This window comes from Sphingobium sp. KKT206, from assembly GCF_055640555.1.
On record NZ_CM145764.1, the window covers coordinates 2,455,970 to 2,479,893 of the forward strand.

Consider the following 23,924-nt stretch of genomic DNA (forward strand, 5'->3'; position numbering starts at 1 on the left):
AGGGATGGACCGCTGTCACCTAGGGGGGTGACTGCTCTGCGGAACGTCGGATTTCTCGTCGGCTGCTGCTGGTCACACGTTGGGAATGACGATTGCAGGTACTGGCCAAGCCCCTGCAATCGCATATCGAGCCAGATCGTGCCTTCAGTCTTCCCCCTCGTCCGCTACCCACCGGACGAACCTGTGCAACGGATAGAAGGCATCATGCGGTCGACCCAGCGAACTCTCCATGGCTTCGCCGAGCGGGACGACGCGCTGCACGCCTGCGCTCGCCAGCGCATCGCGGAACTCGGCTTTTCGGCCATTGGGATAGACACCGACCGTCTGGGTTGCGACGTTCGCGCGGAGGACCCCTTGCCGGAGATTGTCGACCGCCACGACATTGACCGTCTTATCGGAAGGGTGGAAATCGACCGGCGCCTGGGAGCGAATGACCATCCCGCGCCCATCGGGCCGGCCAAACACGCGGTACATAGGCTCCAGCATCGAAACGCCCTCCACATGATCCCTCAATTCAGCGGTCGGCAACGGCCCCTGCCCATCGCCATAGCGCGAATCCTCACCCAGAGCCTCGAGCAAGTGGCCGCAATAGCGATCGGCGTCCTCGACGCTGCCCTCGATAAACTGGAAGCGCGAAGCCACGCACGCATCCTGATTGCAGACCTTGACGTCGGCGCTCGCTCGCCAGGCCACCGCTTTGAGTGTCTCTTCGGAGGCAAAGGCTTCCTTGCCGATCAGTGACATCGAGGTCTTGGGATCGAAGGAAATGAGTTCCAGGCCGGGGCCTATATATTGCTGAATGTGCCGCATCGATGCTTCGCCGCCCCAGGCGACGACCTTGTCGAAATATTGCGCACGGTAAATACCCGATTCGACGCGCTCGTCGCCCCCTGGCCAATAGGCTGCGCTGAACGAGCGTACGACCGGGTGATCCTTGTCGATATCCGCCAGAGTCCGGAGAATCGCGGTCGCGGTAAACAGGTCGTTGGAGGGCAACTTGATCAGATGCACGCCTTTGCTGAGCGCGCCGCGGGCGATCGTGAGCCCGGATACCATGGGCGAGTTGCCGGCTACGACGTGCACCATCCTGGACGGAAAAGCACGAACATGATGGTGCCCGCCCCGCTCGCTCGCCTGCCAGCCGTCAAGGGCGGCAGCGCCGACGATCTCCATGTCGGCCATCAAAGCGGATCTGTCGAATATCCTGGGTATGTCCATATAGGTGTTTTCGACGATCCGCTGACCGAGCGGCGACGCCTTCGCCGACATCGCAGCAGCTTCCTGCAGATAGATGTTGGAGTCGAACGCCAGCCGTTGCCCCAGCTCCACAAGAAGATCGACGATTTCGGCGATCGGCGTATCGAAGGCTGGGCCTGGTTCGCTCCTGGGCCATATCAGACGGTCCAGCCGAAGCGCCGGCGTCGTGAACTCGCCGCCCAGGTCCCGCGACCGGTAGACCGCATCTTCACCCGTCTCATAGGTGCCGCGAATGAAATGCGGAACCCGCAGGCGCGCGGTGGCCGCAGGTGTCATTTCCAATGTGTCAGCCATTAATCGATCCTCTCACATAACTGTCGATAGTGCCGGCGCAGGAGAGCTTGTCGTCTCCCTCCGGCAGATCCTGATAACGCGTGATGGACTGGACGATCGGCGCGCCATCGTCGAATCTCACGCTAACCTTGTCCCCGGTAATGAGGCCGCCCCAGCGGCCCTCGAGCGAGAGGTCGAGAAAGGCCATCCGGCCTTCCACCAACTTGCTCCCGGTCGCGTGATTGAGGAGCTTGGTTCCGTCCCGGTCAAGCACGAGGGGGATGACCCAGGGGGGGACCACATATCCCTCCGCTTTGCTGGAATAGGGCAAGGGAACCTGCATTTCGACCATGCCATAGGTATGTGCGATATTGTCCTGCGACAGGGCGAAGAAATCATAGACCCGCTGCTGATAGCCTTCGGGCAACTGCGCGCCCTTCAGCCCACCCCCGAACATTATGACTGAATCGGGATGGAAATCGCCGTCCTTTATGCCCTTAGCCCCGGCATGTTCGGCCAGTTCGTGGAAATAGGGCCAAAGCGTATGCAGGAAGATCGGCCGATGGCGATTTTCCAGGATATTATCGTAGAATTGCGTGATGGCTCCCCGCACCGCCATGGATTTCTCGCGTGTCTTGCGCTCGAATTCCTCGACTTCTTCCGGTGCGGCCTTGCCCTGCGCAATCTGGGTCCGCAGCCTGCCCATATAATTGGTATCGGCCGCCCGTGTCGGTATGTCCGTGAGGAAATGAATATCCCCGGGCGCGCCGATCGCAACGGCCATGGCCTGTTGAATTTCCGAAAAGCGATGGGGACTATGGCGCGGGACGCCGCAGTAGCATGGGCGGTCGGCATTGGGGTTGAGCGAAGGCGCCTGCCATATGGTCCCGTTCAACAGACCGGTAAACGTGCGCTCGCGATCGACTTCGGTCTGGTTGAGAAAAGACGATTTGCCCGAGGTCCCGCTTGACGCAAAAACATAATGTCCAGCCTCGCGCAACCGCACCATCCAGTCATCGACATCCTGAACGCCGCGCATATCGATGTCCTGAGAAATCTTGCGAGTGGAAAGGCTCTGCAGCCAGAGATTCATCATCTCCCATCTCTGATTGTCGACCAGGCTTTCGGGATAGCTTTTATAGTTAGTATGGGAAAAAAGCAGCGGCACGAGGTCGTCGAACGAGTCGATTGCGTCCACGCCGGTATCATGCGCGCGCTTGTCGAGGACCGCGATCTGGCCCCGCCGCTGCTTCACGCGTTCCCGCGCTGCGTGGAGTTGCAATTCAGCCAAATTGTCTGGGCCGTTGTCGTAGACATTAACATCCCCAATCAGGGACAGCAATTTATCCAGAGCAGACATGACAGTCATCTCTCCAATTTATTGGTTATGATTTAGCTGAATACAGGACTCAGCTACCAGATCGATAATTTGAGGGATTTCATCAATATTCTTAGTTTCAACTGCTCATTTTCGTGAACAGTTGACGACTAGGGGACGATTCATTCCCAAGGCGGTGGCCTTGAACTGTTTATCTGCTCGTGCCCGCTACCGGGCAATCGGATTAATTACCCAAGGCTGCGATAGGCCGGAAACCACGGTCGAATATCTCGACGAGATAGTCGACCCACTTCTGTGTCGTTTCCCGGCCCGGCGAGAAGCCGAATGCCGGCTCCATCACATTCTCGTTCATGATGAGCTGGCAGAGCAGAATTTCGATGGTGAAGGTCGTGAAGTTCGGGTCCAGATCCGCGCGGTAATAGCCCAGTGTCACCAGTCGACCGATGATCCGTTTGAGCACGCGTGTCGGCCGCGAGCAGAGCTGTTCGACATAAAGCTGCTTGAGTTGGGAATTGAACTGGATTTCCGTGATGAGGAGCCGCAGGCCCACGGAATGCTCCGAATAGGTCTCGATGATGGACTCAATGATGATCCGGGTGGGGTTGCGCTCCTGAAGATCGATCTTCTCGATACTCTTTTCGATAATGCAGAAGGCGTCACTCAGCCGCTTGAGCAGATGATCGACCAGAGCAAGGAACAGATTGTCCTTGTTCTGGAAATAATAGCCGATCATGGCCTTGTTGACCCCCGCGACGGCAGCGATCTCTCTCACCGTGATCTCACCCCGGGGCTTGTCGTGCAGCAGGGAGACGGTAGCGTCGATCAGTGCATCGGCAACATGGCGGTCCAGTTCGGCGCTGGGGCGACCGACGGCGAAGGTCTTTGGGTCCATGCGGATGCTGGTCATAGCCCTGAGACGCCAAGTTTCATCCGCACAGGACATCAGCTGGCGCTTGCTCCCTCCTCATTGCTGCCCGTCTCGTCGCCGACTATTACGGCACCTGCGGGTCTGTTCACCACACCACGCTAATCCCTATTTCCGATAGCGCTGTCCCCTTCGACAGGGTCTTGTCAGCCCTCCCCGACCAGCAGGTGGACAGTTGGCGCATTCACGGATGCTCGACGAGATCGGCGCCCATGTCGATGACAAATCGATAGCGCACATCATTTCTCCTGAGCCGGTCCAATGCCTCGTTGATCTGCGATCTGCCGACCCGTTCGATTTCGGGCTTTATGCCGTGAGTCGCCGCAAAATCGAGCATCTCCTGCGTCTCGGCAATCCCGCCCGTCATCGAACTGGTAACGATCAATCGACGCCAGGCGAGCATCATCGAACTTATGGAGAGTGGTTCGGCAGGCATCCCGATCATGCAAAGAGTGCCGTCCAGCTTGAGCAGCCCCAAATAGGGCGTTGGATCGTGCGGTGCGGAAACCGTATCGAGAATATAGTGAAAGCTTCCGCCATGGCTGGCCATCTGCTCCAAATCGCTGGAAACCACAGTCGAATCAGCGCCGAAGCGCAGGGCGTCTGCGGCCTTCGCTGCTGTCGTGGTGAAAACAACGACTTGGGCGCCCCAAGCCTTTGCCCATTTCACGGCGAGATGACCCAGCCCCCCCATTCCAACGATACCGACCTTGTGGCCAGACTGAAGATTGGCGCGGCGCAACGGCGAATAGGTCGTGATGCCAGCGCAAAGCAATGGTGCGGCATGGGCTGGATCGAGCAGCGGCGGGATCATCACTGCGAAATGTTCGTCGATGACATAGTCGTTCGAAAAACCGCCATAGGTCATCGTCCCGTGACGGTCCGCCCCGCCAAACGTCGGCGTGGCGCCCGTCTCGCAATATATCTCCTCACCATCGCTGCAAGGTTCGCACGTACGGCATGAATCGACCACCGTACCGATGCCGACCATATCGCCGATGCTGAACTTCTCGACGCCCGCCCCGATCGCCGTGACGCGGGCGATGATCTCGTGCCCTGGCACCAGCGGATAGCTGTGGAAGCCCCAGTCATTGTCGATCGCATGAAGGTCGCTGTGACAGATGCCGCAAAACAGGATGCTGACCGCGATATCATTTGGACCCAGCGACCTGCGTTCGAATTCGAAGGGCTCCACGCACGCGTTTCGCGCGAGTGCCGCATAGCCATGGGAAAATGCCACAATCTGTCCTCTTATTGTCAGTAAAGCCGACTGGGTAAGCGCGTCGGCGCGGCAGCGCCGTTCAACGAAAGCTATAGCTCAGCCGCAGCATCAGTTCGCGTCCCCTCGTAATCGGGCCGACCGTATCGCCCAGAACACCTGCGGTCGTGCCGCCCGAAGCCGGCGTGCCGGAGAAGGGATTGTCGATGCTGCGCGTCCAGAAATATTTGTTGGTCAGGTTCCGGCCGATGAGCGCCACTTGCCAGCCGTTATCCTGTTGCCCGAGGCGGACAGAGGCACCCAGCAGGGCGTAGGAGGGCGAGCGCCCGGCCGCCTTTGAGGATGCGTCGGTCAGATAGCTGTCGCTGTACGTCATGTCCGCGCCGAGCCCCAGTTCCAGGCCATTCCCCACCGCAACATGATAGTCGGCGCTCAGATTGCCTGCAAATTCCGGGGCGCGCAGCAATTCCGTCCCGCTCAGATCCTGCAGCAACGCCATGTTGCCAGAGACGCGATTAAGTTGATTGAGACAGGGCACCGGCGAATTGGCATTCTGCCCGCGATAGCATGTCGCCTGATAGTCGAGATAGCGGCCACGATTATAGGACAGTGCCCCATCGATCCTGAGCCCGTCGACCGGCGGGCGATAGCTGAAATCGAACTCGATGCCTTTTGAACTGACCTCGCCGGCGTTACGCAGTTCCTGAACCGTGCCCCCACCCGTGGTCACCGTCACCTGCAGGCCTGTGACCCTGTAGGAATAAAGCGCCAGATTGGCATGCAGCGTTCCGTCGAGCAGGGCGACTTTAGCCCCTCCTTCAAAGCCCTTTATCAGTTGCTGGTCGTAGGACAGATTGGTGGCGAAATTGGCGGCGCCCGAGTTGAAGCCTCCCGACAGGAAGCCTTTCTTGTACGAACCATAGACCGTCATGTCCTTGCTCGGCCGCCACGACAGCGTGAATTCCGGCGAAAAGTTATTGAAGCTTCGCTTGGCGACGATGGCTGTCTGCTCGACCGGTGGATTGGCTGGATTGCGCGTGGTGTCCGTCGCGATGAACGGCAGTTTCTTCCGTTCATGAGAATAGCGTCCGCCGGCGGAAAATTCGAGGGTCGGCAATATGTCGAACGACCCTTGGGCAAAAGCAGAATAGCCCAAGCCATCCTGCTTGAGCAGATATTCGAGTATTTCCACCGGCGCATTGGCATTGAGGAAACTGTGAGCACCGGCCTTGACCCGCGAGTCCTGAAAATGGCCGCCGGCGGTAAAATTGAATGGCCCATCGAAGCCGCTCGCCACGCGAAGTTCCTGCGAAAATTCATCGATCGAAAGATAGTTTCGTCCGTGAATATAGGTCGATGGCACATAAGAAGCTGTAAAATTCCCGACGGAATCCAGGGCCGTCGAATAATAGCCCGTGACGGATGTCAGCGTGATCGTGTCGGAAGGCCGGTAATTCATTTCCAGACCTGTGAGCACTTGCTTCTGGGTAAGAAATGTTCCGCGGCCGTCGAATGATGGGTCGAGTCCGGCAAAATTTGCGCCGGCATCAGCCGAAGACACCGTGCCGTTCGCCCGGCAATCATCCACGCCGCCTGTCTGGGGAGCGCCGAGCGGACAATCGACGAACTGGAGGTTCGCGGCCGAACTATCGCCAGTCCGCTTGCTATAAGTCAATTTGAGACGCGCATCGAAGCTGTCGGATGCGTCGAACTTCAATGTGCCGCGAACGGCAAACTCATTCTGTTCGGGCGAACGGGCATGGGCGGGCTGAAGCGGGGCGTTCGCCGGAATCTGACTCTTCACCCAACCTTTCATGGTCGACCCATAGGCGGCCAGGCGAAAGCCCAGGCTGTCCGTCAACGGTCCCGAAATAAATCCATCGCCGCGGAATTCGCGGGCCTCCATTTCGTAGCTGCTGGCGATCTTCCCCGTCCAGGATGAGGTGGGATCGGCGCTGCGAATGGATATCACGCCGCCGGGGCTGTTCTTTCCGTAAAAGAGCGCCTGGGGTCCTTTCAGGACTTCGACTTGGGCGACATCCATTTCAGCCATCCGTCGCACGCTCGCACGCGCAATCTGAACGCCATCGATGTTGAAGGAAACGGCCTGGTCCGCAAAGGGATTGGAATCAGCGCCACTGATGCCGCGCAGGACGATATTACCGCCCTGGATCGTACCGCCGCCCTCTCCCACGATCAGTTGGGGGACCAGTCGTGCCAGTCCATCTATGGAGTTGACGCCGCGTTGTTCCAGTTGCGCGGAGGTTACCGCCGTTACTGCTACAGGGACAGAAATCAAGGTCTCCTCTCGCTTGCGAGCAGTAACGACGATGTCTCGATCCGCAACTTGAGCGGCTTCGCCAACCGTCTGCGCGCTTGCTTTGTCAGACATTATAGCAGCACCAGTGTTCATCAATAAAATAGCGTATGACGTCGAATTCCAACATCCCCTGTTCATGATATCTCTCCAGATTATTATATTTTGTCGATTTTTATAGTAAGAATGTCACGCTATTATATCGTTTTCTACGCGTGCATCTCGATGAACAGGTGGAAGAATATATCTGTCGGACAGGTGAGCAATGAGTTTAATTACCCAAGCGTGCACGGCGCGATTGGGCGAACGACGCGCGACCACATGGGGACCGGGCGTCTGCAAAATCGAAGTGGTGCCGCTTCTGCATTGGAGATCTTGCCAAGGATGGGCGTTGCCGGGATTCCGAGGGGTCCTAGCGAGCCCCATGCTCGCCGTTGCGATACCGGTTATCGTCGTATTTCAGGAAGTGATGGCGCCCCCCGTGACCGGTCGCGCTCTATGCCGCTGCCTATCGGCCCCGGCACCCAGCCCTCGGGCGGTCTGGTCCATTCGGTAACGATCGCTGGCGCGGTCTCGGCCGCTCGCGCGCCGACATGCGGACGCCACGCTGACGCGCGGCGGCGTCTTGAGGTGAGCCTCTCCCAGGACGCGGGAGTAGGCGGCGCTCCCTCCTAGGCCCTTGGCATGCGCCGGCAACCCGCTGCGCTGCGCTTGCGGGTGCTCCACTGCCGTTTCGCCCTTGCGGTGCCTGCGCCCGCCGGGGCGGGCCTTTCCAGTCGCGTTTCGCCGCCCACCCCCGCTTTCCGGGGAGCCTCATATTTTTGGGCAGGCAGGAGGACAGGACATGGCTCGTAACACCAGCGTTCGCGCAAGGCCGCAGCGTCGCACCGAGGACACCCAGCCCGAACGCACCAATCTTTATGACGAGGTGACGGCCAAGATCGTCACCCAGCTTGAGGAGGGGCGGTTTCCATGGGTGCAGCCTTGGGCATCGTCTGGCACCGACATGGCGCTAGGCGCGCTGGCCCCCGGCCTGCCGCGCAACGCGCTGACGGCCCGCTGCTATTCAGGCGTCAATATCCTGATCCTGTGGGGTGCCGCCATTGAGAAGGGCTATCCTTCCCAAAGCTGGCTGACCTTCAAACAGGCGCAGGATGCGGGCGGATGCGTCTCCAAGGGTGAGAAGGGTGTGACCGTCGTTTATGTCGACCGCTTCACCCCCGACGCGGAGAAGGAAAGGGCAAGGACGAGCGGCGAGGAAGCCAAGTCGGTCGCCTTCCTCAAACGCTTTACCGTCTTCAACGTGGCGCAATGCGAAGGGCTAAGGCCCGGCCTTGCGGCCGAACCTTCCCCCTTGCCCGAACGGGAGATCGTGCCCGTTGCGGAGGCCGTGATCGCGGCAAGCGGCGTGGATTTCCGTATTGGCGGGGACAAGGCTTTCTACATGCCCTCGCTCGACATGGTGCAGGTGCCGCCCCAGCCTGCATTTTACGAGCAGATCAACTATTACCGGACCTGCCTGCACGAACTGACCCACGCGACCGGCCACCCCTCGCGCCTCGACCGCAACCTCAAAAACGTCTTCGGCAGCAAGGATTATGCCCGCGAGGAACTGATCGCCGAAATGGGATCAGCCTTCCTCTGCGCCGCGCTTGGTATCATGCCGACCGTCCGCCATGCCGACTATATCGGCTCTTGGCTGGAAATATTGCGCGAGGACAATCGCGCCATCTTCCGCGCGGCGGGCGCTGCCAGCAAGGCGGCGGAATGGCTGCTGTCGCGGCATCGCGACGCAAGCCAAGACCTCGACATCGAAATCGACATGGCGGCCGGGGACGAGGGCGGCACTTTGCTCCCGGCGCAGACCTGCGCCGCTCTGGAACGGAGGGCGGCATGATCGTCCTGACCCCGGACCTTCGCTATGCGCTGCGCGCCAATGCCATAAATAGCGCCGCCGCGCAGGCGCAGGAGATGCGCTTCGACCCGGTCCCGCTCGTCAAATTCTTCAATCCGCTGGGCGCAGGCACATGGCTGGCGACTGAACTCTATGGCGACGACGACACCCTGTTCGGCCTTGCCGATCTTCGCTTTGGTTGCCCGGAGATGGGCGTTTTCTCGCTGACTGAAATTCAGAGTGTCCGATTGCCCTACGGGATGCGGATCGAGCGTGACGAGGATTTTTATAGCCACCATCCCCTGTCCCGCTGGGCCGATACCGCGCGGCGCGCCGGATCGATCATCCATGCCGAGCAGCTTTTGATCCGCGCCGCGACCGACGCGGCTCCCGACCTTCCGACCGATCCCGCCCACGGGACGGCAGGATGACGCGCGGCGCGTAACGCCGCATTTCCGTAAAGCCGGGCCGCCCAACTCGCGAAAGATCGACGGCCCGGCACTCACAAGGAGTGAAACTGATGAAACTCGATTTTATCCCGCTCGACAAGCTTTGTGTCAGCAAGGCCAATATGCGCTTCTCCAAGAGCGTTCCCGATGTGTCGGACATATTGCCGACCGTGCGCCAGCGCGGCGTGATCCAGCCGGTCATCGTCCGACCGAATTGCACGCCCGGTGCGTTCGAAATCATTGCCGGTTCCCGCCGCTTTCACGCCGCTTTGATCGTCGCGGAAGAAAGGCGCGCCATGGGCGAGGCTGACAGCGAAATCGCCTCGCTGCCCTGCGCCATACTTGAAGACGGGGACGACGCCGATGCGGTCGAAGCCTCGATGATCGAGAATATGGCCCGGCGCGATGCTGACGAGGTGACCCAGTGGGAGAGCTTCACCCGGCTAGTGAAGGAAGGCCGCAGGACCGACGATATCGCCGCAACCTTCGGCCTGCCCGAACTCACCGTGCGCCGGGTGCTGGCGCTGGGCAATCTTCTGCCCCGCATCCGCCGCCTCTATGCCACAGACGAGATCGACCGGGCGACCGTCCGCCACCTGACCCTTGCGTCCAAGAGCCAGCAAAAATCATGGCTTGCCCTGCTGGATGACGAGGAAGCCTATGCGCCGGTCGGCCATCAGTTGAAGGCATGGCTGACGGGCGGCCAGTCCATCGGCACCCGTCATGCGCTGTTCGACATTGAGGCGAGCGGACTTTCGGTGATTGCGGACCTGTTCGGCGAGGACAGCTATTTTGCCGATCCCACTGCTTTCTGGGCCGCGCAGGACGCCGCGATCCACGCCCGGCGCGAAGCCTATCTGGACGAGGGCTGGAACGATGTCGTGATCGTGCCGCCCGCCGAGCATTTCTCGACCTGGGAATATGTGAAGGCCAGCAAGCGCCATGGTGGTCGCATCTATGTCGATGTACGTGGCACAGGCGAAGTCACCTTCCATGAGGGCTATCTGAGCCGCAAGGAAGCCGAGCGGATCGCCAAGGGACAGGCCAGCGGTTCGGGGGGCAAGGTCGCCCGCCCCGAAATCACCTCGACCATGCAGACCTATCTCGACCTGCATCGCCATGCCGCCGTTCGCGCGGCCCTGACCGGCCATCCCTCGGTCGCGCTGCGCCTCATGGTCGCCCATGCCATCGTCGGGTCCAGCCTCTGGGCGATCCGCGTCGAGCCGCAGACCAGCCGCAACGACCTTGTCGCGCTGAGCATCGAAAATGCGTCGGGAGAGGCGGATTTCGACCATATGCGTCGCAAGGTGCTGGACCTGCTGGGCTTAGACGCGGAAGAACCGACCGTCATCGGCGGCGAGGGCGAGGGTTTGGGTCCCGATACCGGTCTTGTCGCGGTCTTCCTGCGCCTGCTCGACCTCGACGATGCCCAGGTGATGGATGTGATCGCCATCGTCATGGGCGAAAGCCTCGCCAGCGGCAGCGCCGCCGTCGATGCGGTCGGCCTCCATATCAACATCGACATGGCGGACTATTGGCAGGCGGACGAGGCCTTTTTCTCCGCTATGCGCGACCGCGAGATATTGGGGCATCTGGTCGCGGACGTCACCGACCCGGCCATCGCGACCGCCAATGCGGGCGAGAAGGCCAAGACGTTGAAGATCATCGTGCGCGATGCGCTCGACGGCACCAACGGACGCGACAGGAAGGATCGCTGGGTGCCGCGCTGGATGCAGTTCCCACCATCGGCCTATTCGCAACGGGGCGGGGTCGGAACGGTTTCCGCTCACGCGCGGGTCGAAGCGGCCATGCAGGGGCATGATGAGCCCCAGCCCGATCCGGGCGCACCGGGCAACGTCGTTCCGCTGCCGGGCAACCGGGAGGAAGGGATCGAGCGCCTTGCCGCCTGATCTGTTCCTGCGGGCGGCGCTGCGCCGCCGCCCGCTTGCCGTCCGCAATCGAAAAATCTGCGCGCCGCCTCCTTTCTGGCGGCGGCGCGCCTCTTGGGAGTTTCATCATGGTAGATCGGGTTTCGCTTTCCATCACGCTCGGCGGCGATCTGTCCGCTGCCCTGCGCGACGATCTTCTTGCCATCGTTCAAAGCGAGGGTCTGGCCCTCGATTGTGACGCTGAACCCTTCACGGCCGACGACTTTCCTGCCGATGGGCCGCTCTCGCTCTACGCCCAGGAGGTCGCTTGGGGGCGGGTCGACCGGCTGGAGGGCTTCTGTGTCGCCCATGGCCTGCCATTCGCCCGCTGGTCAGGCGGCAGCGCGGCGCAGTTCGGCCCGGAGCGCGCCGTGTTCATCGGGACGGGGGAAGTCAGGCTATATGGTGCCGACGAAGACGACGACGTCGTCATCACCATGGACCGGGCCAAGCGGCTAGGCAGCTATGAGGCCATCATGGCCTATTTCACGGCGGCAAATTTCTGCGTTCCCCCATTGCGGTTCGTGGCGCGGCTTCAGGCTGGGCCGCCTGCTTTTCCGTGCGTCGGCGGGATGGGCTTGCTTATGGAAGGACGCGGGGATGCGTTCCCCGCTTCCGCGACGAACAATGTCGCTGTCGGAGGCATAGCGCATCGTCGCTGTTACGGCAGTGGCGGCCCATGCGGCAGCAGGGCAGGCGGGTGCAGCGCCAGGGCGGGCGAACGCAGCGGGGGCCGCATGGACGAGCCATATCGCAATCGTGCGAACCCGCGCGTGCGGCTCGCTCCGCCCGGCAGGCAGGACCGGAAGAAGGCGGATGGGCATGGCCCCCGGTTCGCTGACGGGAAAGCTGCTGTTGCGCGCGCACCGGATCGAACCCACCATCCTCGCCATGGCGTGCCGACTGCTAACGGATGGTACAGTCGCCATGGCCATGGTCCTGCTGCCCTTGCGGCCACTGGCCGGGTGAAGTGCGTTGACCTGGCAGCGTCTCGTGCGCCCCTCAAAACCATCGCCTCGCTTCTATTTCCCCGCCGTTCCGGCTCCTCGCGGCCGCTTCGCTTGCAAATAGCAGCGTGCCTCCGGTCCTCCGCTCGACGCTTCGGCCTGCCGGTTCGGGGGCGCCCAGCGCGCTGCCTGACGGTCCGCACGCCCGGCGGATCGGCCGCAAGGGCATAGACCCAAGGAGATTTGACATGCCAGCCATCGGTTACGTTCAGCGCCTCGACAATGGCGGTTTCAAGGGTGTCCTCAAGACCCTGGCGGTTCGCGCCGAGATCGAGATCATTCCCAATCGGGGCAAAAGCGGCGATCAGCCCGACTATCGCATCCTCTCGGGCGGCTCGGAACTGGGCGGGGGCTGGATTCGCACCGGCGAGGTGTCGGGCCGCGAATATATCCGCGTCGCGATGGCGGCCCCGGAACTGGGCGCGCGCACCATCTACGCCAATCTCGGCCGCGCCGCAGGCCAGGACGATGAGAACAGCTACGCTCTCATCTGGAACCCCGACGTCTGAGGACGAACGGCCCCGCGCCCTCCCGGCGCGGGGTTTCCCGGCAAGCGCCGCGATCGGCCAGCGCGCAGGCGTCTGGCCAATCGCCTTTCCAGTCGCTCAGGTCTTCATCCGGCAGCGTCGATCGGCGATCTTGCAGAAAAGGCCGCTGCGGAAGCGTCGGCGCCGCCGACGGCCCCTCTTGGTTGAAGGGAGAGGGTGGCGCGTCGAAACCTTCCCATCCTGACGGGCGGCGGCGCGGCTTTCAAAGCTCGCAGGTTCCCCCCAATTTGGCTTCGCAAATCGGCTCCCCCTCGCGCCCGCTGGCGCGGCGCGCGCTGACGCGCGGCGGCCCTGACAGCCTTCCGGCGCCCGTCCCTCCATGCCGGTCCTCGATCGGCGAGGGCGCAAGCACAAGGAGACATTCTCATGAGCATCGTTCAGCCCATTGCCCTTGCATCGGATTGCGTCATGGCGGCTCTGGTCGCAGGCCTTGAACTGGAATTCGGCCGCGGCGCGGGGCAAGCCCTCGCGGCCCGCTTGATGGAAGCCGAAGAGATCGACATCCATTGGGACGCCCGTGTCGGCGAACGCTGGATCGGCTTCTATGTCACGCAGGATGACAATCTGGACCTCGATCGTGTCGCAGCGCACGGCTTTCTGGACGGACGCTGGTTCGTCGCGATCTTCATCGTCGATGGCGACGGCAATGCCCATGGACTGTTGAGCTGCAGGACATTTGCATCGGCCGATGCAGCGGCCCAGGCCTTCGCGCAGGCGCGATGAGCCGGGCCGCTTCCGGGGCGCCCGATGGCGCCCCGGATTTACAGATTGGCGCGGACACGGCGATCCGTATCTGCGCCAATCTGTAAATCCGCAACGGCGCTTTGGCGCTCATCCTCAGTCCGGCTTGAAGCGAAGATCATATCGCGCATGATGGCGGCAGGGCTTATAATCGGTCGCGTCCGTATCGTCAGGTCGGCCGACACGTTAGAGCGGCAGCGACATCTGACGCGGATCGTGGATGACGGGCGGACGGGCCAATGCCGCGATCATCGCCTGGGCAAGCTCCACCGCCGCCTGCTCGCGCAGTTGCGGTTTGGGAGCCGACAATGCCACACGCGCCCAGGCTGGTGCCGCCAGCAGGTTCTGGGCTACCCAAAGAGAATCATGTTCCATGTGCAGCATTAGAACAAATGAAGAACATAAGGGCAAGACCATATCGATACGCAGCACCGCAGGCGCGCGCCCTGTCTATGCGGCATGATCCTGTACCGTCTCGGAAGACGGTTCGAAGCGCGGGCGATCTTGCGATAGCGAAGACCAGTTACGCAAAACCAGGCGCATTGCGACGATCCGAAGCGAAATGGCATCGGGCACTGCATGCACGCAGCATTTGCGTGCCACCACTGTTCGTCGATGCGCCCGATTTCCCCGCTTCGAAGCTTTGCTTCATCGCATCGGCAGCGCGGCGGAGTGGGGAAGTAGCGGCAGAGCCGGCCGCTCTTCCCAACGCACCGATCCCGCCCGCGACGGCGTCTCCCCCGCTCTTGCCCGCTGTACCGGCGCTATAGGTGGCGCTGGTCGATCCGGCCGCACGGGCAGCGGTGCTCGATGCGCTCGCTACGGCCCCTCCAACAGCGCCGGCCGCGAGCCGTGCGCCTGCGACCCCGCCGGCCAGGGTGGCGCCGGCTGCAATTGCCGTACCCGCCGCTGCGCCTGCACCAAGCTGCGGACCTCCGGTGACGATGCCGTTGGCGATGCCGGGGCCGAATATGCCCAGACCCAGCAACGCCAATGAGGCGAGCGCAATCGACATGGCCTGTTCCGCAGTCGGCGCGGTTCCACCCAGCGCATTGATGAACTGGTCGAACAGTCCCGTGCCGATGCCGGTGATGACGGCGAGAACCAGGATCTTGATGCCGCTCGATACGATATGGCCAAGCACCCGCTCCGCCATGAATGCCGTCCGCCCAAAAAAGGCGAAGGGCAGCAGGACGAACCCGGCCAGCGTCACCAGCTTGAACTCGATCAGCGTGATGAACAGCTGTACGGCAAGAATGAAGAAGGCGAGGATTACGATTATCCAGGCCAGCAGCAGCACGGCGATCTGGACGAAATTGGCGAAAAACGAGGTGAACCCCATCATCTCGGACGCGGACGTGAGCAGCGGTTCGCCTGCATCAAGCCCAACCGCCGCAACGCTACCCGGCTTCATGAACTCGGCGAGGCCGATGCTGGCGCCGCTGGCCTTGAGGCCGAGCGCGGCAAAGGACTGGAACAGGATTTGCGAGAGCGACGAGAAGTTGCCGATGATGAAGGCGAAGAAGCCGATATAGAGCGTCTTCTTGACCAAGCGTTGCAGGACATCCTCGTCGGCACCCCATGCCCAGAACAGCCCGGCAAGTGTCACGTCGATTGCGATCAGCGTGGTCGAAAGAAACCCGACTTCCCCGCCTAGAAGGCCAAAACCGGAATCGATATAGGCCGTGAAGGTAGCGAGGAACCCGTCGATGACGCCGACATCATTCATATCCGGCACGCTCCTGCAGATCGGATCGGGCGCTGCCGCTATCCTCTGTACCGAAGAAGCGGCGTCGCTCGGCTTCCCAGGCCGCTTCGCAGGTTGGATCCTGTGCCGTGACGTGCCGACAGCGAACAAGGGCGGCCGCGCGGCGCTCGGTCGACACCGGCATCGGCGGTATCTGTTCAGTGGGCGTGCCTCGCTGCTGGTGCATGACCGTGAGCACTGCAACCGTCAGCATGCCACCGCCTGCGAGGCCCGCCAGCGCCAAGCGTCCGCTCCGCATCCTATTGGCCCGAACGCGCCATGAAGCGCTGGAATCGGACGCGGCCCTCCGCCTCCGCAGTGGCTGCGCGTGCTGCTTCGATCGTCTGGGCGCGGCCCTGCGCTGCGAGCATGGCGGTGATATCGGCCAGTTGCTGGGACTGGAGCGCGACAAGCTGGTTCCCGGCCTGGGCAGCTTGCAACGCGCCCGATGCCGACTGGCTGGCTGAAACAAGATCGTCCATCGAGGTCCGGGTGCCGTCGATGTTGCCGACCACCCCGGCCTGGACTTTTAACGCATCCTCGAACGCATCGACGCTGGTGGACCAACGGTCCCGGGCGCCGGCGACCAGATCGGCGTCTGAACTCGACAGCGCTATATCGCCATATTTGGTGGAGAAGGCCTGCTCGATCTGGGTCACGTCATAGGCCAAGCGCTGTGCTTGCCCCAGCAGACGCTGGGTCTGCCGCACCTGCTGCTGGAGCGCCTGAAGGCTGCTGAACGGCAAACTGGTGAGGTTTTTCGTGTCATTTAGAAGCGAGGCCGCCTCGTTCTGTAGCGACCGGATCTGGTTATTGATCTGCTGTAGCGCCCGCGCCGCCTGCATCACGTTGGAGGCATAGTTGGTGGGGTCATATACCACCAGTGCCTGTACTGGTGTCATGGCCAATGCGAGCGCAGCGGCGCACAGGCCAAGCGGGCGAATGATGAAGCGCGATGTCATGAACTTTGCTCCTTTGGCTCTTGCGTAGAAAGCAGGTCCGCCGCCCAGTCGTGACCGCATTCGCGCAGCCAAGCCGCGGCGAACTGCTCGTCGCCCGGTTGGCCCAGTATCTGATCGATCCTGCGCTGGTCGGACTTGGAGGACGCGGCGGTGAAGGCGAGCGCCACCTCCTTTAGCCCTAAGTCCATCAGGCGATTGCCGCGGCGCGACTGGACATAATAATCGCGCTTTGGCGTCGCCCGCGCCAATATCTCGATCTGCCGGGCATTGAGCCCGAACCGGGCATAGATGGCGCTGATCTGCGGTTCGGTCGCCCGCTCGTTGGCCAAGAATATCCGGGTCGGGCAGCTTTCGATGATGGCTGGCGCAATGGCGCTGGTTTCAATGTCGGCCAGGCTCTGCGTCGCAAAGATCACGCTCGCATTCTTCTTGCGCAGCGTCTTGAGCCATTCGCGCAATTGCGCGGCAAAGGTCGGGCTGTCGAGCGCCAGCCAGCCTTCGTCGATGATAACGAGGCTGGGCGATCCATCGAGCCTGTTCTCGATCCGGTGGAAAAGATAGGTCAGCACCGGAGCGGCTGCGGCGCAGCCCACCAGTCCCTCGGTTTCGAATATCTGGACAGGGGCACCGCCCAGTTGCTCTGCCTCGGCATCGAGCAGGCGACCCCAGGCGCCCCCCACACAATAGGGCTGCAGCGCCTGTTTGAGGGCTTGGGATTGCAGCAGCACCGCAAGGCCCGTCAGCGTCCGTTCGTCGGGCCTTGCGCTGGCGAGCGATCGGAGCGCCGCCCACAGATGATCCTTGGCCTGGGGATCGAGCGTGATCCCCTCCGCCTCCAGGATCGAACCGACCCATTGCGCCGCCCATGCCTGTTCGGCCGGATCATCGATCCTTGCAAGAGGTTGGAGCGATACAGCCGCATTCTCGGAGTGAAGCCCGGTCCCCAGATCCTGCCAGTCACCGCCCATCGCCATCGCGGCGGCGCGCATGCTGGCACCAAAGTCGAAGGCGAAAATCTGTGCGCCCGGATAGCGGCGAAACTGCATCGCCATAAGGGCGAGCAAAACCGATTTGCCCGCGCCTGTCGGCCCCACCACCAGCGTGTGCCCGACGTCGCCAACATGCAGCGAGAAGCGGAAAGGCGTCGATCCCTCGGTTTTGGCATGGAATAGCGGCGGACCATCGAGATGCGAATCACCCGTTGGGCCTGACCAGACGGCCGACAGCGGCATCATATGCGCAAGGTTGAGCGTGCTGATCGGTGGCTGCCGGACATTGGCGTAAACATGGCCCGGCAGCGACCCGAGCCAGGCCTCCACAGCGTTGAGCCCTTCGGTCGTGCAGGTGAAATCCCGGCCCTGAACGACTTTCTCGACAAGGCGCAGTTTCTCGGCGGCGATGGCAGGGTTTGTGTCCCACACCGTCACCGTGGCGGTCACATAGGCCTGGCCGATCATGTCCGAGCCCAGTTCCTGCAAGGCAAGATCGGCGTCTGCAGCCTTGTTCGATGCGTCCGTGTCCAGCAGGGCCGAGGCTTCGTTAGTCATCACCTCCTTGAGAATGGCCGCGACCGACTTGCGCTTGGCGAACCATTGTCGCCGGATCTTGCCCAGCAATTGGGTGGCATCGGCCTTGTCGAGCATGATCGCCCGCGTCGACCAGCGATAGGGAAAGGCCAGACGATTGAGTTCGTCGAGCAGGCCTGGATAGGTCGAGGTCGGAAAGCCGGTGACGGTCAGGCTGCGCAGATGGCTGTTGCCAAGGCGGGGTTCGAGGCCACCGACCAGCGGTTCGTCCGCCAGAAGCGCATCCAGGTGCATCGGTGTTTCGGGCACGCGCACGTTCTGACGCTTGGTCGAGATCGTCGAGTGAAGATAGGTGAGGGTCGCACCATCGTCTAGCCAGGCGATTTCCGGCAGGAATCCTTCAAGCAGCTGGACGATCCGGTGTGAGCGGTCGATAAAACCAGCGAGCAGGTCGGCCCCGTTGGACGTCGTTGTCGATCGCCCTTCATAGAGCCAGCGTTCGGCCCGTGCGCTGTCTTCCGCTGGCGGCATCCACAGCAGGGTGACATAATAGGCGCTGTCATAATGCGCGCCTTCTTCGTGGAATTGCTCGCGTCGTTCCCGGTCCAGCAGTCGCGAGGCCGGATCAGGGAAGACGTCTTCGGGATAGTCGTTCGCTGGCACCCGCTGCGCCTCGGTGAACAAGACCCAGCCCGAGCCGAGCCGACGCAGGGCGCTATTCAGCCGCGCGGTCGTCGCCACCAGTTCGGCGGGCGTCGCGGAATCAAGGTCCGGTCCCCGGAAACGGGCGGTGCGCTGGAACGAGCCGTCCTTGTTGAGGACGACGCCCGGCGCGACCAGAGCGGCCCATGGCAGGAAATCGCTCAGGCTGCTCGCGGTCGAGCGATATTCGCGCAGCGACATCATGCCCGTAGCCAGGTCGGATAGCGAACATGCCGCCGGGCCACATCGACGAAGTTCGGATCGTGGCGGGCGGCCCATACGCCCAGCACATGACCGATGGCCCAAAGCACAAGGCCTGCGATCCACAAACGCAAGCCGAGACCGACAGCGCCTGCCAGCGTCCCGTTGACGATTGCCAGCGCGCGCGGCGCGCCGCCCAGAAGGATCGGCTCGGTGAGGGACCGATGGACTGGAACCTCAAAGCCTGGAACCTGTCCAACCCTATCCATCAGACGAGCGCTCCGCCGCCGAAGGAGAAGAAGGAGAGGAAGAAACTTGTTGCGGCGAAGGCAATACTCAGACCGAATACGATCTGAATGAGCTTTCGCGCACCGCCCGACGTATCGCCAAATGCAAGGGTCAGGCCGGTTACCGTGATGATCATCACGGCGATGATCTTGGCGACCGGCCCTTCGATCGATTCCAGGATGGACTGGAGCGGCGCTTCCCAAGGCATCGACGATCCGGCCGCATAGGCCGGAATCACGGACGCCATGGCTATGATGCCAGCGAGCGCCAGATGACTGGCACTCCGGCGGATTGGCACGACAGGCTGGATCATCAATCATCTCCTTGGCTGGTTAGGGAATATTCGCCCCTGGGATCGAGGCCATCGACGCGGACCAATTCGGCCAGACGGCGGCCATGGCCGTCGCGCACAAGCACCGCGACGATGTCGATCGTGTCGGCGATCAGGGCACGAGGGACCGTGACGACGGCTTCCTGGATGAGCTGTTCCATTCGCCGCAGTGCGCCCATGCCTGATCCCGCGTGGATGGTGCCGATCCCGCCCGGATGGCCCGTCCCCCATGCTTTGATGAGGTCGAGGGCTTCGGCCCCGCGCACCTCACCAATGGGGATGCGGTCGGGCCGCAGGCGCAGGGCGGATCGCACGAGATCGGACAGCGTGGCGACGCCATCCTTGGTTCGCATCGCGATCAGGTTGGGAGATGTACACTGGAGCTCGCGCGTATCCTCGATCAGGACGATCCTGTCGGTCGTCCTGGCGACCTCGGCCAGAAGCGCGTTGGTGAGCGTCGTCTTGCCGGTCCCTGTGCCACCGGCCACCAGGATGTTCTGGCGCGTGGAAACGGCTTGCGCCAATATATCGGCTTGGCGCGCAGACATGATATCGGCGGCGACATAATCCGCGAGCGTGAACACAGCGACGGCGGGCTTGCGAATGGCGAATGTCGGCGATTGGACGACGGGTGGGAGAATACCCTCGAACCGCTCGCCTGTATCGGGAAGTTCGGCCGACACGCGAGGCGCTCCGTCATGAACCTCCGCGCCGACATGATGCGCGACCAGACGGATGATCCGCTCGCCGTCGGCGGCCGACAGGCAGGCTCCGGTATCGCTGAGGCCTTCGCCCAGCCGATCAATCCAGATGTGCCCGTCGGGATTGAGCATGATTTCGATGACGCATGCATCGTCGAGCCAGCCGATGATCGCCGAACCGAACGCCGTGCGGAGCATGCGCGAGCCGCGTGTCCTGGCTTCTGTACGGAGCGGATATATGCTCATGGATCGACCCTGCCAATTGCCAGACCTTTGGCGGTCCAGCTCAGGGGATGATCAAGAAAGCCACGTTGCCTCTGTCCGCAACATCGAAATCGCTTGGGCGTAGGCTGGCGCAGAAAGACAGGGAAACGGCGGTTTTGCTAGAACCGTTCGATGAGGGGGCGGCACACCGCCCCCTCGACATGACGTTACCAATATCGGTGTCGCTGGAAGATCTCGGAAAAGGAGATGAGACCATCGAACAGCGCCCGGATCACGAGCGAGGTCCTCTTGCGCACGCCATAGCGCTCGCGCGCGAACTTGAGATGCTGGATCACGGTTTCCTTGGAGATGCCCAATATGTCGGCAATCTCGCCGTCGGTATTGCCACGGGCGGCCCATAGAACGCAGTCGCGTTGACGTTCCGTGATCGCGGAGTCCCCAGACAGGGTCGTGCGGCCCAAAAGGCGTTGCCCCCGTTCAAACGCGAGCCCGCCGATGAGTTGCGCCGTCCATATCTGATCGCGAGGCAGCGGCTCGTCGGCTCGGGTGACGAATGTACAGGACCCGCTGACTTCGCCAGGAATGTGCGAGGGGACGGTAAATCCTTCGCCCAGCCCGTGGGCTTGACCGGCAGCTAGAACGGCGCGATCGGCAGGCGTCAGTGTTAGAAATCGTGGAATGGTGAGCCAGGCAAAGCCCAGATGGGTCCGGTGGCTGGCCCGTCGGATGGGATCGCGCGGCCCCAGGTCCCTGTCCACATAATAGGCGGCCCAGCCGCGTGGATAATTGTGGATTTGAAGAGGTTGCTGTTGTGGCATCCTCAGATCGATGTGCTCAGCCAGCGCGAAATAGTCGAAACCCATTTCCCGCGCGATCCTCGCCAGGAATTCGTAGAGCATGTGCATTTCTGATGCCTCCGCTAATGCTGCGGCAAGGGCATCCAACCGTTGGTAACGACCCATGATAATAGCATAATCGACCGCAAGGGCGTTCCCAACCCGCAGGTCTCGCGATTCGCCTTTCTCATTCTATGCGCTTCCCGCCCGTCCTCACAACGATCGGCGAAACAAGGTGAGCGGACAGCTTATGGCATTTTCGCTATGTGACAATTGCGTGACGGTCATGTGGGATTGCCAAGCGCGCAACCTCAACCACTCAGTCCTCTCCAGCCGACGGAAGTCTGCCGCTCTGCTGAGTGGGTGATGGTCCATATGTGTTAGGAAGAAGGATGCACGATAGCCCGGCCGGCCGGAGATCCCCGTGACTATGCCAGCAGACCTACTCCTTCGGGAGGGTTCTCACCGCTACATGGCCGGGCCGCTTCTACGGAAACCAGATTTTCAGTGGTTCAACCTACGCCAGAACCACCCACAAATACGCGCGCAGCATATTACGTCCTTATTACTTTAGGCTTTTCAGGAGGTCGCGTAATATGAAAACCTGACACAATCGCCCCAGAAACCATTGATTTTTCGATGATTTCTGGAGCGGGCGAAGGGATTCGAACCCTCGACCCCAACCTTGGCAAAGTTGCATAGGCACTATTCCAAGATACGCCACCCCGCGCTATTCTACGATTAACGGTATGATTTTACGTTTCTTTTCTTATCTTTCTACGCTATACAGGGCCGAGAGGAAGCCCGCTTTTCCACTTTGGCGTTGTAGCCCGGTTGTAGCCTGATAAATGGCAAAGGCCCGCAGAAAGACACAGAAAAATGGCAAAGCAGTCTGAAATAAAGCTCACAAAAACGGTGGTGGACGCCGCTGAGCCAGGCGCAAAGCGTTATGTGCTGTGGGATAGCGATACCAAGGGCTTTGGTATTCGCATCGGAGTGAGCGGGGTCAAAACCTTTGTGGTCAAGTATCTCGCCGAAGGCGGCGGCCGGAGTGCGCCGCAACGCTTCTTCACGATTGGGCAATTCGGCCCGCTTACCGTCGAGCTGGCGCGTAAGCGCGCGAAGGAGATCGTGGCTTCCGCGCTGATGGGCAAAGACCCCGTTTCGGAGCGTAATGCCAAGCGTAAGGAAATGCGGATTAGTGCGCTGATCGACCTGTATGAAGCCGAGGGTTGCTTCATCCAGCGCGGCAAGCGCCAGGGTCAGCCGATGAAGTCGTTGACCAAGAAATACACCATCGCCCGGCTGCGCCATCATGTCGTGCCGCTGCTCGGCCGGAAGCGCGTGACGGAGATCGGCGCGGCCGACATCGAGCGGTTCTTCCGCGATGTCGAAGCTGGCAAGACGGCGAAGAATGAGAAGACGGGGCCGCGCACGCGGATCATCGTCAAGGGTGGCGCTGGTGCGGCGCGCAAGGTGTTCCGCGATCTGTCGGCCGTATTCAGCTTCGCCAAGCGGCACGAGATCGTCGCAGCCAACCCCTGCGAGAAGGCCGTGGTGAACAAGTCCGACAACAAGCGCACACGCTTCCTTACGCTTGAGGAAGTCGCACGCTTGGGCGCGGCCTGTGACGCATTGGAAGCGGAGGGCGTCAACAGCAAGGCGCTCAACATCACCCGGTTGTGGGTGCTGACCGGCTGCCGCCGCAATGAAATAGCGGAGCTGAAATGGGATGAGGTCGATCTGGATAATGGTCTGCTCGTCCTCGACGACAGCAAGACCGGCAAGTCGATCCGTCCGCTCTGCCTCGCCGCGGCGACCTTGCTCAAAAGCGTCGAGAAAGTGGACGACACAGACTATGTGTTTCCCGCCGATGAGGGCAACAGCTATTTCCAAGGCACCAAGAACATCTGGCCGAAGATCGTGAAGAAGGCCGAACTGCCCGGCGTCACCCCGCATACGCTGCGTCATACGGTGGGTGCCACAGCCACCTCGCACGGCGAGGCGCTGGCGCTGACCGGCGCAATCCTCGGCCATGCAAATCTACGTTCCACGATGATCTATGCCCATGTTCAGCATGATCCATCGGTGAAGGCCGCCAATCGCGTAGGCCGTCGTATCGCCTCGGCACTGGCCGGTGAAACCAAGCCTGCGCCCCGCAAGCGTCGCAAGGCAGCCGAGCCCATACCAATCAAGGAAGCGGCCCCAGCCAGCAATGGCTTACTCCCTGATGCCGAATGGGAAGCGTTGGTCGAGCTTGCCGCGTTGTCCGCTGAGGACAAGGGATTTCTGGCTTCGGCCAACGATCCGGCCCTCGCTATGCTTGCCAGGCGGGGCTTCGCCATCGCTGATATTGGCCCCAGCGATTTGCTGGCATGGTGGACGATCAGCTCTGTTGGCCGGGCGCTGGTCGATGCGTTAGCTTCGCATCGCGCCGCCGCATAGAGCCTGCTTCGTCCGGCTATTGGGGCGTCATCCTCGTGGGCTGGCTGGCGCTGGGCATCGCCT

At 61.7% G+C, this 23,924-nt stretch carries 21 protein-coding genes and 1 tRNA gene; 7 read left to right on the forward strand and 15 right to left on the reverse strand.

Annotated elements, in window-relative coordinates:
* Window positions 1-144: 144 nt before the first annotated feature.
* The 5 genes from ACZ2HM_RS11810 to ACZ2HM_RS11830 all read right to left on the reverse strand — a co-directional run bounded on the left by ACZ2HM_RS11810 (window position 145) and on the right by ACZ2HM_RS11830 (window position 7,471).
* Entirely contained in the window at window positions 145-1,551 is a 1,407-nt protein-coding gene (locus ACZ2HM_RS11810) for an acyl-CoA reductase (protein WP_470425314.1), read from the reverse strand.
* Window positions 1,544-2,890: a hypothetical protein gene (locus ACZ2HM_RS11815; protein ID WP_470425315.1), complete on the reverse strand. Its 1,347-nt coding sequence runs from the start codon at window positions 2,888-2,890 to the stop codon at window positions 1,544-1,546. The genes ACZ2HM_RS11810 and ACZ2HM_RS11815 overlap by 8 nt, the downstream gene beginning before the upstream one ends.
* Before the next feature lie 202 nt (window positions 2,891-3,092).
* Window positions 3,093-3,776 (reverse strand): TetR/AcrR family transcriptional regulator, encoded by a 684-nt coding sequence (locus ACZ2HM_RS11820; RefSeq protein WP_470425316.1) that lies wholly within the window; start codon window positions 3,774-3,776, stop codon window positions 3,093-3,095.
* Window positions 3,777-3,978: 202 nt separating this feature from the next.
* Complete coding sequence (locus tag ACZ2HM_RS11825) at window positions 3,979-5,034, reverse strand: NAD(P)-dependent alcohol dehydrogenase (protein ID WP_470425317.1); 1,056 nt, start codon at window positions 5,032-5,034, stop codon at window positions 3,979-3,981.
* A 61-nt stretch (window positions 5,035-5,095) separates the two neighbouring features.
* On the reverse strand, window positions 5,096-7,471 hold the full coding sequence (locus tag ACZ2HM_RS11830; RefSeq protein WP_470425318.1) for a TonB-dependent receptor: 2,376 nt from the start codon (window positions 7,469-7,471) through the stop codon (window positions 5,096-5,098).
* Between the two features lie 703 nt (window positions 7,472-8,174).
* Between ACZ2HM_RS11830 and ACZ2HM_RS11835 the strand changes: the two genes are divergently transcribed.
* The 6 genes from ACZ2HM_RS11835 (at window position 8,175) to ACZ2HM_RS11860 (ending at window position 13,879) form a co-directional block, all read left to right on the forward strand.
* Window positions 8,175-9,227 (forward strand): ArdC family protein, encoded by a 1,053-nt coding sequence (locus ACZ2HM_RS11835; RefSeq protein ID WP_470425319.1) that lies wholly within the window; start codon window positions 8,175-8,177, stop codon window positions 9,225-9,227.
* A complete protein-coding gene (locus ACZ2HM_RS11840) occupies window positions 9,224-9,655 on the forward strand; it encodes a DUF2958 domain-containing protein (RefSeq protein ID WP_470425320.1) in 432 nt (143 codons plus the stop codon). Before ACZ2HM_RS11835 ends, ACZ2HM_RS11840 begins: the two co-directional genes overlap by 4 nt.
* 89 nt (window positions 9,656-9,744) lie before the next feature.
* Entirely contained in the window at window positions 9,745-11,583 is a 1,839-nt protein-coding gene (locus ACZ2HM_RS11845) for a ParB/RepB/Spo0J family partition protein (protein ID WP_470425321.1), read from the forward strand.
* 107 nt (window positions 11,584-11,690) lie between these two features.
* On the forward strand, window positions 11,691-12,779 hold the full coding sequence (locus ACZ2HM_RS11850) for a hypothetical protein (protein WP_470425322.1): 1,089 nt from the start codon (window positions 11,691-11,693) through the stop codon (window positions 12,777-12,779).
* 17 nt (window positions 12,780-12,796) lie between these two features.
* Entirely contained in the window at window positions 12,797-13,117 is a 321-nt protein-coding gene (locus ACZ2HM_RS11855) for a DUF736 domain-containing protein (RefSeq protein ID WP_470425323.1), read from the forward strand.
* Between the two features lie 405 nt (window positions 13,118-13,522).
* Window positions 13,523-13,879 carry a hypothetical protein gene (locus tag ACZ2HM_RS11860; protein ID WP_470425324.1) on the forward strand — a complete coding sequence of 119 codons (357 nt, stop codon included), beginning with the start codon at window positions 13,523-13,525 and terminating at the stop codon, window positions 13,877-13,879.
* Window positions 13,880-14,083: 204 nt separating this feature from the next.
* Here the strand turns inward: ACZ2HM_RS11860 and ACZ2HM_RS11865 are convergent, their stop codons facing one another.
* The 10 genes from ACZ2HM_RS11865 to ACZ2HM_RS11910 form a co-directional block, all read right to left on the reverse strand.
* Window positions 14,084-14,329, reverse strand: a complete 246-nt coding sequence (locus ACZ2HM_RS11865; RefSeq protein WP_470425325.1) for a DUF6771 family protein — start codon at window positions 14,327-14,329, stop codon at window positions 14,084-14,086.
* A gap of 91 nt (window positions 14,330-14,420) precedes the next feature.
* Window positions 14,421-15,626 (reverse strand): P-type conjugative transfer protein TrbL, encoded by a 1,206-nt coding sequence (gene trbL / locus ACZ2HM_RS11870; RefSeq protein WP_470425326.1) that lies wholly within the window; start codon window positions 15,624-15,626, stop codon window positions 14,421-14,423.
* Complete coding sequence (gene trbK-alt, locus ACZ2HM_RS11875) at window positions 15,619-15,903, reverse strand: putative entry exclusion protein TrbK-alt (RefSeq protein ID WP_470425327.1); 285 nt, start codon at window positions 15,901-15,903, stop codon at window positions 15,619-15,621. The genes trbL and trbK-alt overlap by 8 nt, the downstream gene beginning before the upstream one ends.
* Before the next feature lies 1 nt (window position 15,904).
* Window positions 15,905-16,606, reverse strand: coding sequence for a P-type conjugative transfer protein TrbJ (gene trbJ / locus ACZ2HM_RS11880; RefSeq protein WP_470425328.1), 702 nt, complete (start codon window positions 16,604-16,606; stop codon window positions 15,905-15,907).
* A complete protein-coding gene (trbE, locus tag ACZ2HM_RS11885) occupies window positions 16,603-19,038 on the reverse strand; it encodes a conjugal transfer protein TrbE (protein WP_470425329.1) in 2,436 nt (811 codons plus the stop codon). The genes trbJ and trbE overlap by 4 nt, the downstream gene beginning before the upstream one ends.
* A complete protein-coding gene (locus tag ACZ2HM_RS11890) occupies window positions 19,035-19,304 on the reverse strand; it encodes a VirB3 family type IV secretion system protein (RefSeq protein WP_224548918.1) in 270 nt (89 codons plus the stop codon). The genes trbE and ACZ2HM_RS11890 overlap by 4 nt, the downstream gene beginning before the upstream one ends.
* Window positions 19,304-19,636, reverse strand: coding sequence for a TrbC/VirB2 family type IV secretion system protein (locus ACZ2HM_RS11895; protein WP_037475283.1), 333 nt, complete (start codon window positions 19,634-19,636; stop codon window positions 19,304-19,306). The genes ACZ2HM_RS11890 and ACZ2HM_RS11895 overlap by 1 nt, the downstream gene beginning before the upstream one ends.
* Window positions 19,636-20,601 carry a P-type conjugative transfer ATPase TrbB gene (gene trbB, locus ACZ2HM_RS11900; protein WP_470425330.1) on the reverse strand — a complete coding sequence of 322 codons (966 nt, stop codon included), beginning with the start codon at window positions 20,599-20,601 and terminating at the stop codon, window positions 19,636-19,638. The genes ACZ2HM_RS11895 and trbB overlap by 1 nt, the downstream gene beginning before the upstream one ends.
* 185 nt (window positions 20,602-20,786) lie before the next feature.
* Window positions 20,787-21,542: a helix-turn-helix transcriptional regulator gene (locus ACZ2HM_RS11905; protein ID WP_470425331.1), complete on the reverse strand. Its 756-nt coding sequence runs from the start codon at window positions 21,540-21,542 to the stop codon at window positions 20,787-20,789.
* Window positions 21,543-22,063: 521 nt separating this feature from the next.
* Window positions 22,064-22,145: transfer RNA gene (locus tag ACZ2HM_RS11910), tRNA-Gly, on the reverse strand.
* Between the two features lie 150 nt (window positions 22,146-22,295).
* Between ACZ2HM_RS11910 and ACZ2HM_RS11915 the strand changes: the two genes are divergently transcribed.
* The gene (locus tag ACZ2HM_RS11915; protein ID WP_159640377.1) at window positions 22,296-23,861 is read left to right on the forward strand and encodes a tyrosine-type recombinase/integrase; all 1,566 of its coding nucleotides are present in this window, start codon (window positions 22,296-22,298) and stop codon (window positions 23,859-23,861) included.
* Window positions 23,862-23,924 lie beyond the last annotated feature (63 nt).

Excerpts from the sequence above, each read along its gene's own strand:
- ACZ2HM_RS11810 (WP_470425314.1), bottom strand. The coding sequence starts at position 1,551 with ATGGCTGACACATTGGAAATGACACCTGCGGCCACCGCGCGCCTGCGG.
- ACZ2HM_RS11815 (WP_470425315.1), bottom strand. The coding sequence starts at position 2,890 with ATGTCTGCTCTGGATAAATTGCTGTCCCTGATTGGGGATGTTAATGTC.
- ACZ2HM_RS11820 (WP_470425316.1), bottom strand. The coding sequence starts at position 3,776 with ATGACCAGCATCCGCATGGACCCAAAGACCTTCGCCGTCGGTCGCCCC.
- ACZ2HM_RS11830 (WP_470425318.1), bottom strand. The coding sequence starts at position 7,471 with ATGAACAGGGGATGTTGGAATTCGACGTCATACGCTATTTTATTGATG.
- ACZ2HM_RS11835 (WP_470425319.1), top strand. The coding sequence starts at position 8,175 with ATGGCTCGTAACACCAGCGTTCGCGCAAGGCCGCAGCGTCGCACCGAG.
- ACZ2HM_RS11840 (WP_470425320.1), top strand. The coding sequence starts at position 9,224 with ATGATCGTCCTGACCCCGGACCTTCGCTATGCGCTGCGCGCCAATGCC.
- ACZ2HM_RS11845 (WP_470425321.1), top strand. The coding sequence starts at position 9,745 with ATGAAACTCGATTTTATCCCGCTCGACAAGCTTTGTGTCAGCAAGGCC.
- ACZ2HM_RS11850 (WP_470425322.1), top strand. The coding sequence starts at position 11,691 with ATGGTAGATCGGGTTTCGCTTTCCATCACGCTCGGCGGCGATCTGTCC.
- ACZ2HM_RS11855 (WP_470425323.1), top strand. The coding sequence starts at position 12,797 with ATGCCAGCCATCGGTTACGTTCAGCGCCTCGACAATGGCGGTTTCAAG.
- ACZ2HM_RS11860 (WP_470425324.1), top strand. The coding sequence starts at position 13,523 with ATGAGCATCGTTCAGCCCATTGCCCTTGCATCGGATTGCGTCATGGCG.
- trbL (WP_470425326.1), bottom strand. The coding sequence starts at position 15,626 with ATGAATGATGTCGGCGTCATCGACGGGTTCCTCGCTACCTTCACGGCC.
- trbK-alt (WP_470425327.1), bottom strand. The coding sequence starts at position 15,903 with ATGCGGAGCGGACGCTTGGCGCTGGCGGGCCTCGCAGGCGGTGGCATG.
- trbJ (WP_470425328.1), bottom strand. The coding sequence starts at position 16,606 with ATGACATCGCGCTTCATCATTCGCCCGCTTGGCCTGTGCGCCGCTGCG.
- trbE (WP_470425329.1), bottom strand. The coding sequence starts at position 19,038 with ATGATGTCGCTGCGCGAATATCGCTCGACCGCGAGCAGCCTGAGCGAT.
- ACZ2HM_RS11890 (WP_224548918.1), bottom strand. The coding sequence starts at position 19,304 with ATGGATAGGGTTGGACAGGTTCCAGGCTTTGAGGTTCCAGTCCATCGG.
- ACZ2HM_RS11895 (WP_037475283.1), bottom strand. The coding sequence starts at position 19,636 with ATGATCCAGCCTGTCGTGCCAATCCGCCGGAGTGCCAGTCATCTGGCG.
- trbB (WP_470425330.1), bottom strand. The coding sequence starts at position 20,601 with ATGAGCATATATCCGCTCCGTACAGAAGCCAGGACACGCGGCTCGCGC.
- ACZ2HM_RS11905 (WP_470425331.1), bottom strand. The coding sequence starts at position 21,542 with ATGGGTCGTTACCAACGGTTGGATGCCCTTGCCGCAGCATTAGCGGAG.
- ACZ2HM_RS11915 (WP_159640377.1), top strand. The coding sequence starts at position 22,296 with ATGGCAAAGCAGTCTGAAATAAAGCTCACAAAAACGGTGGTGGACGCC.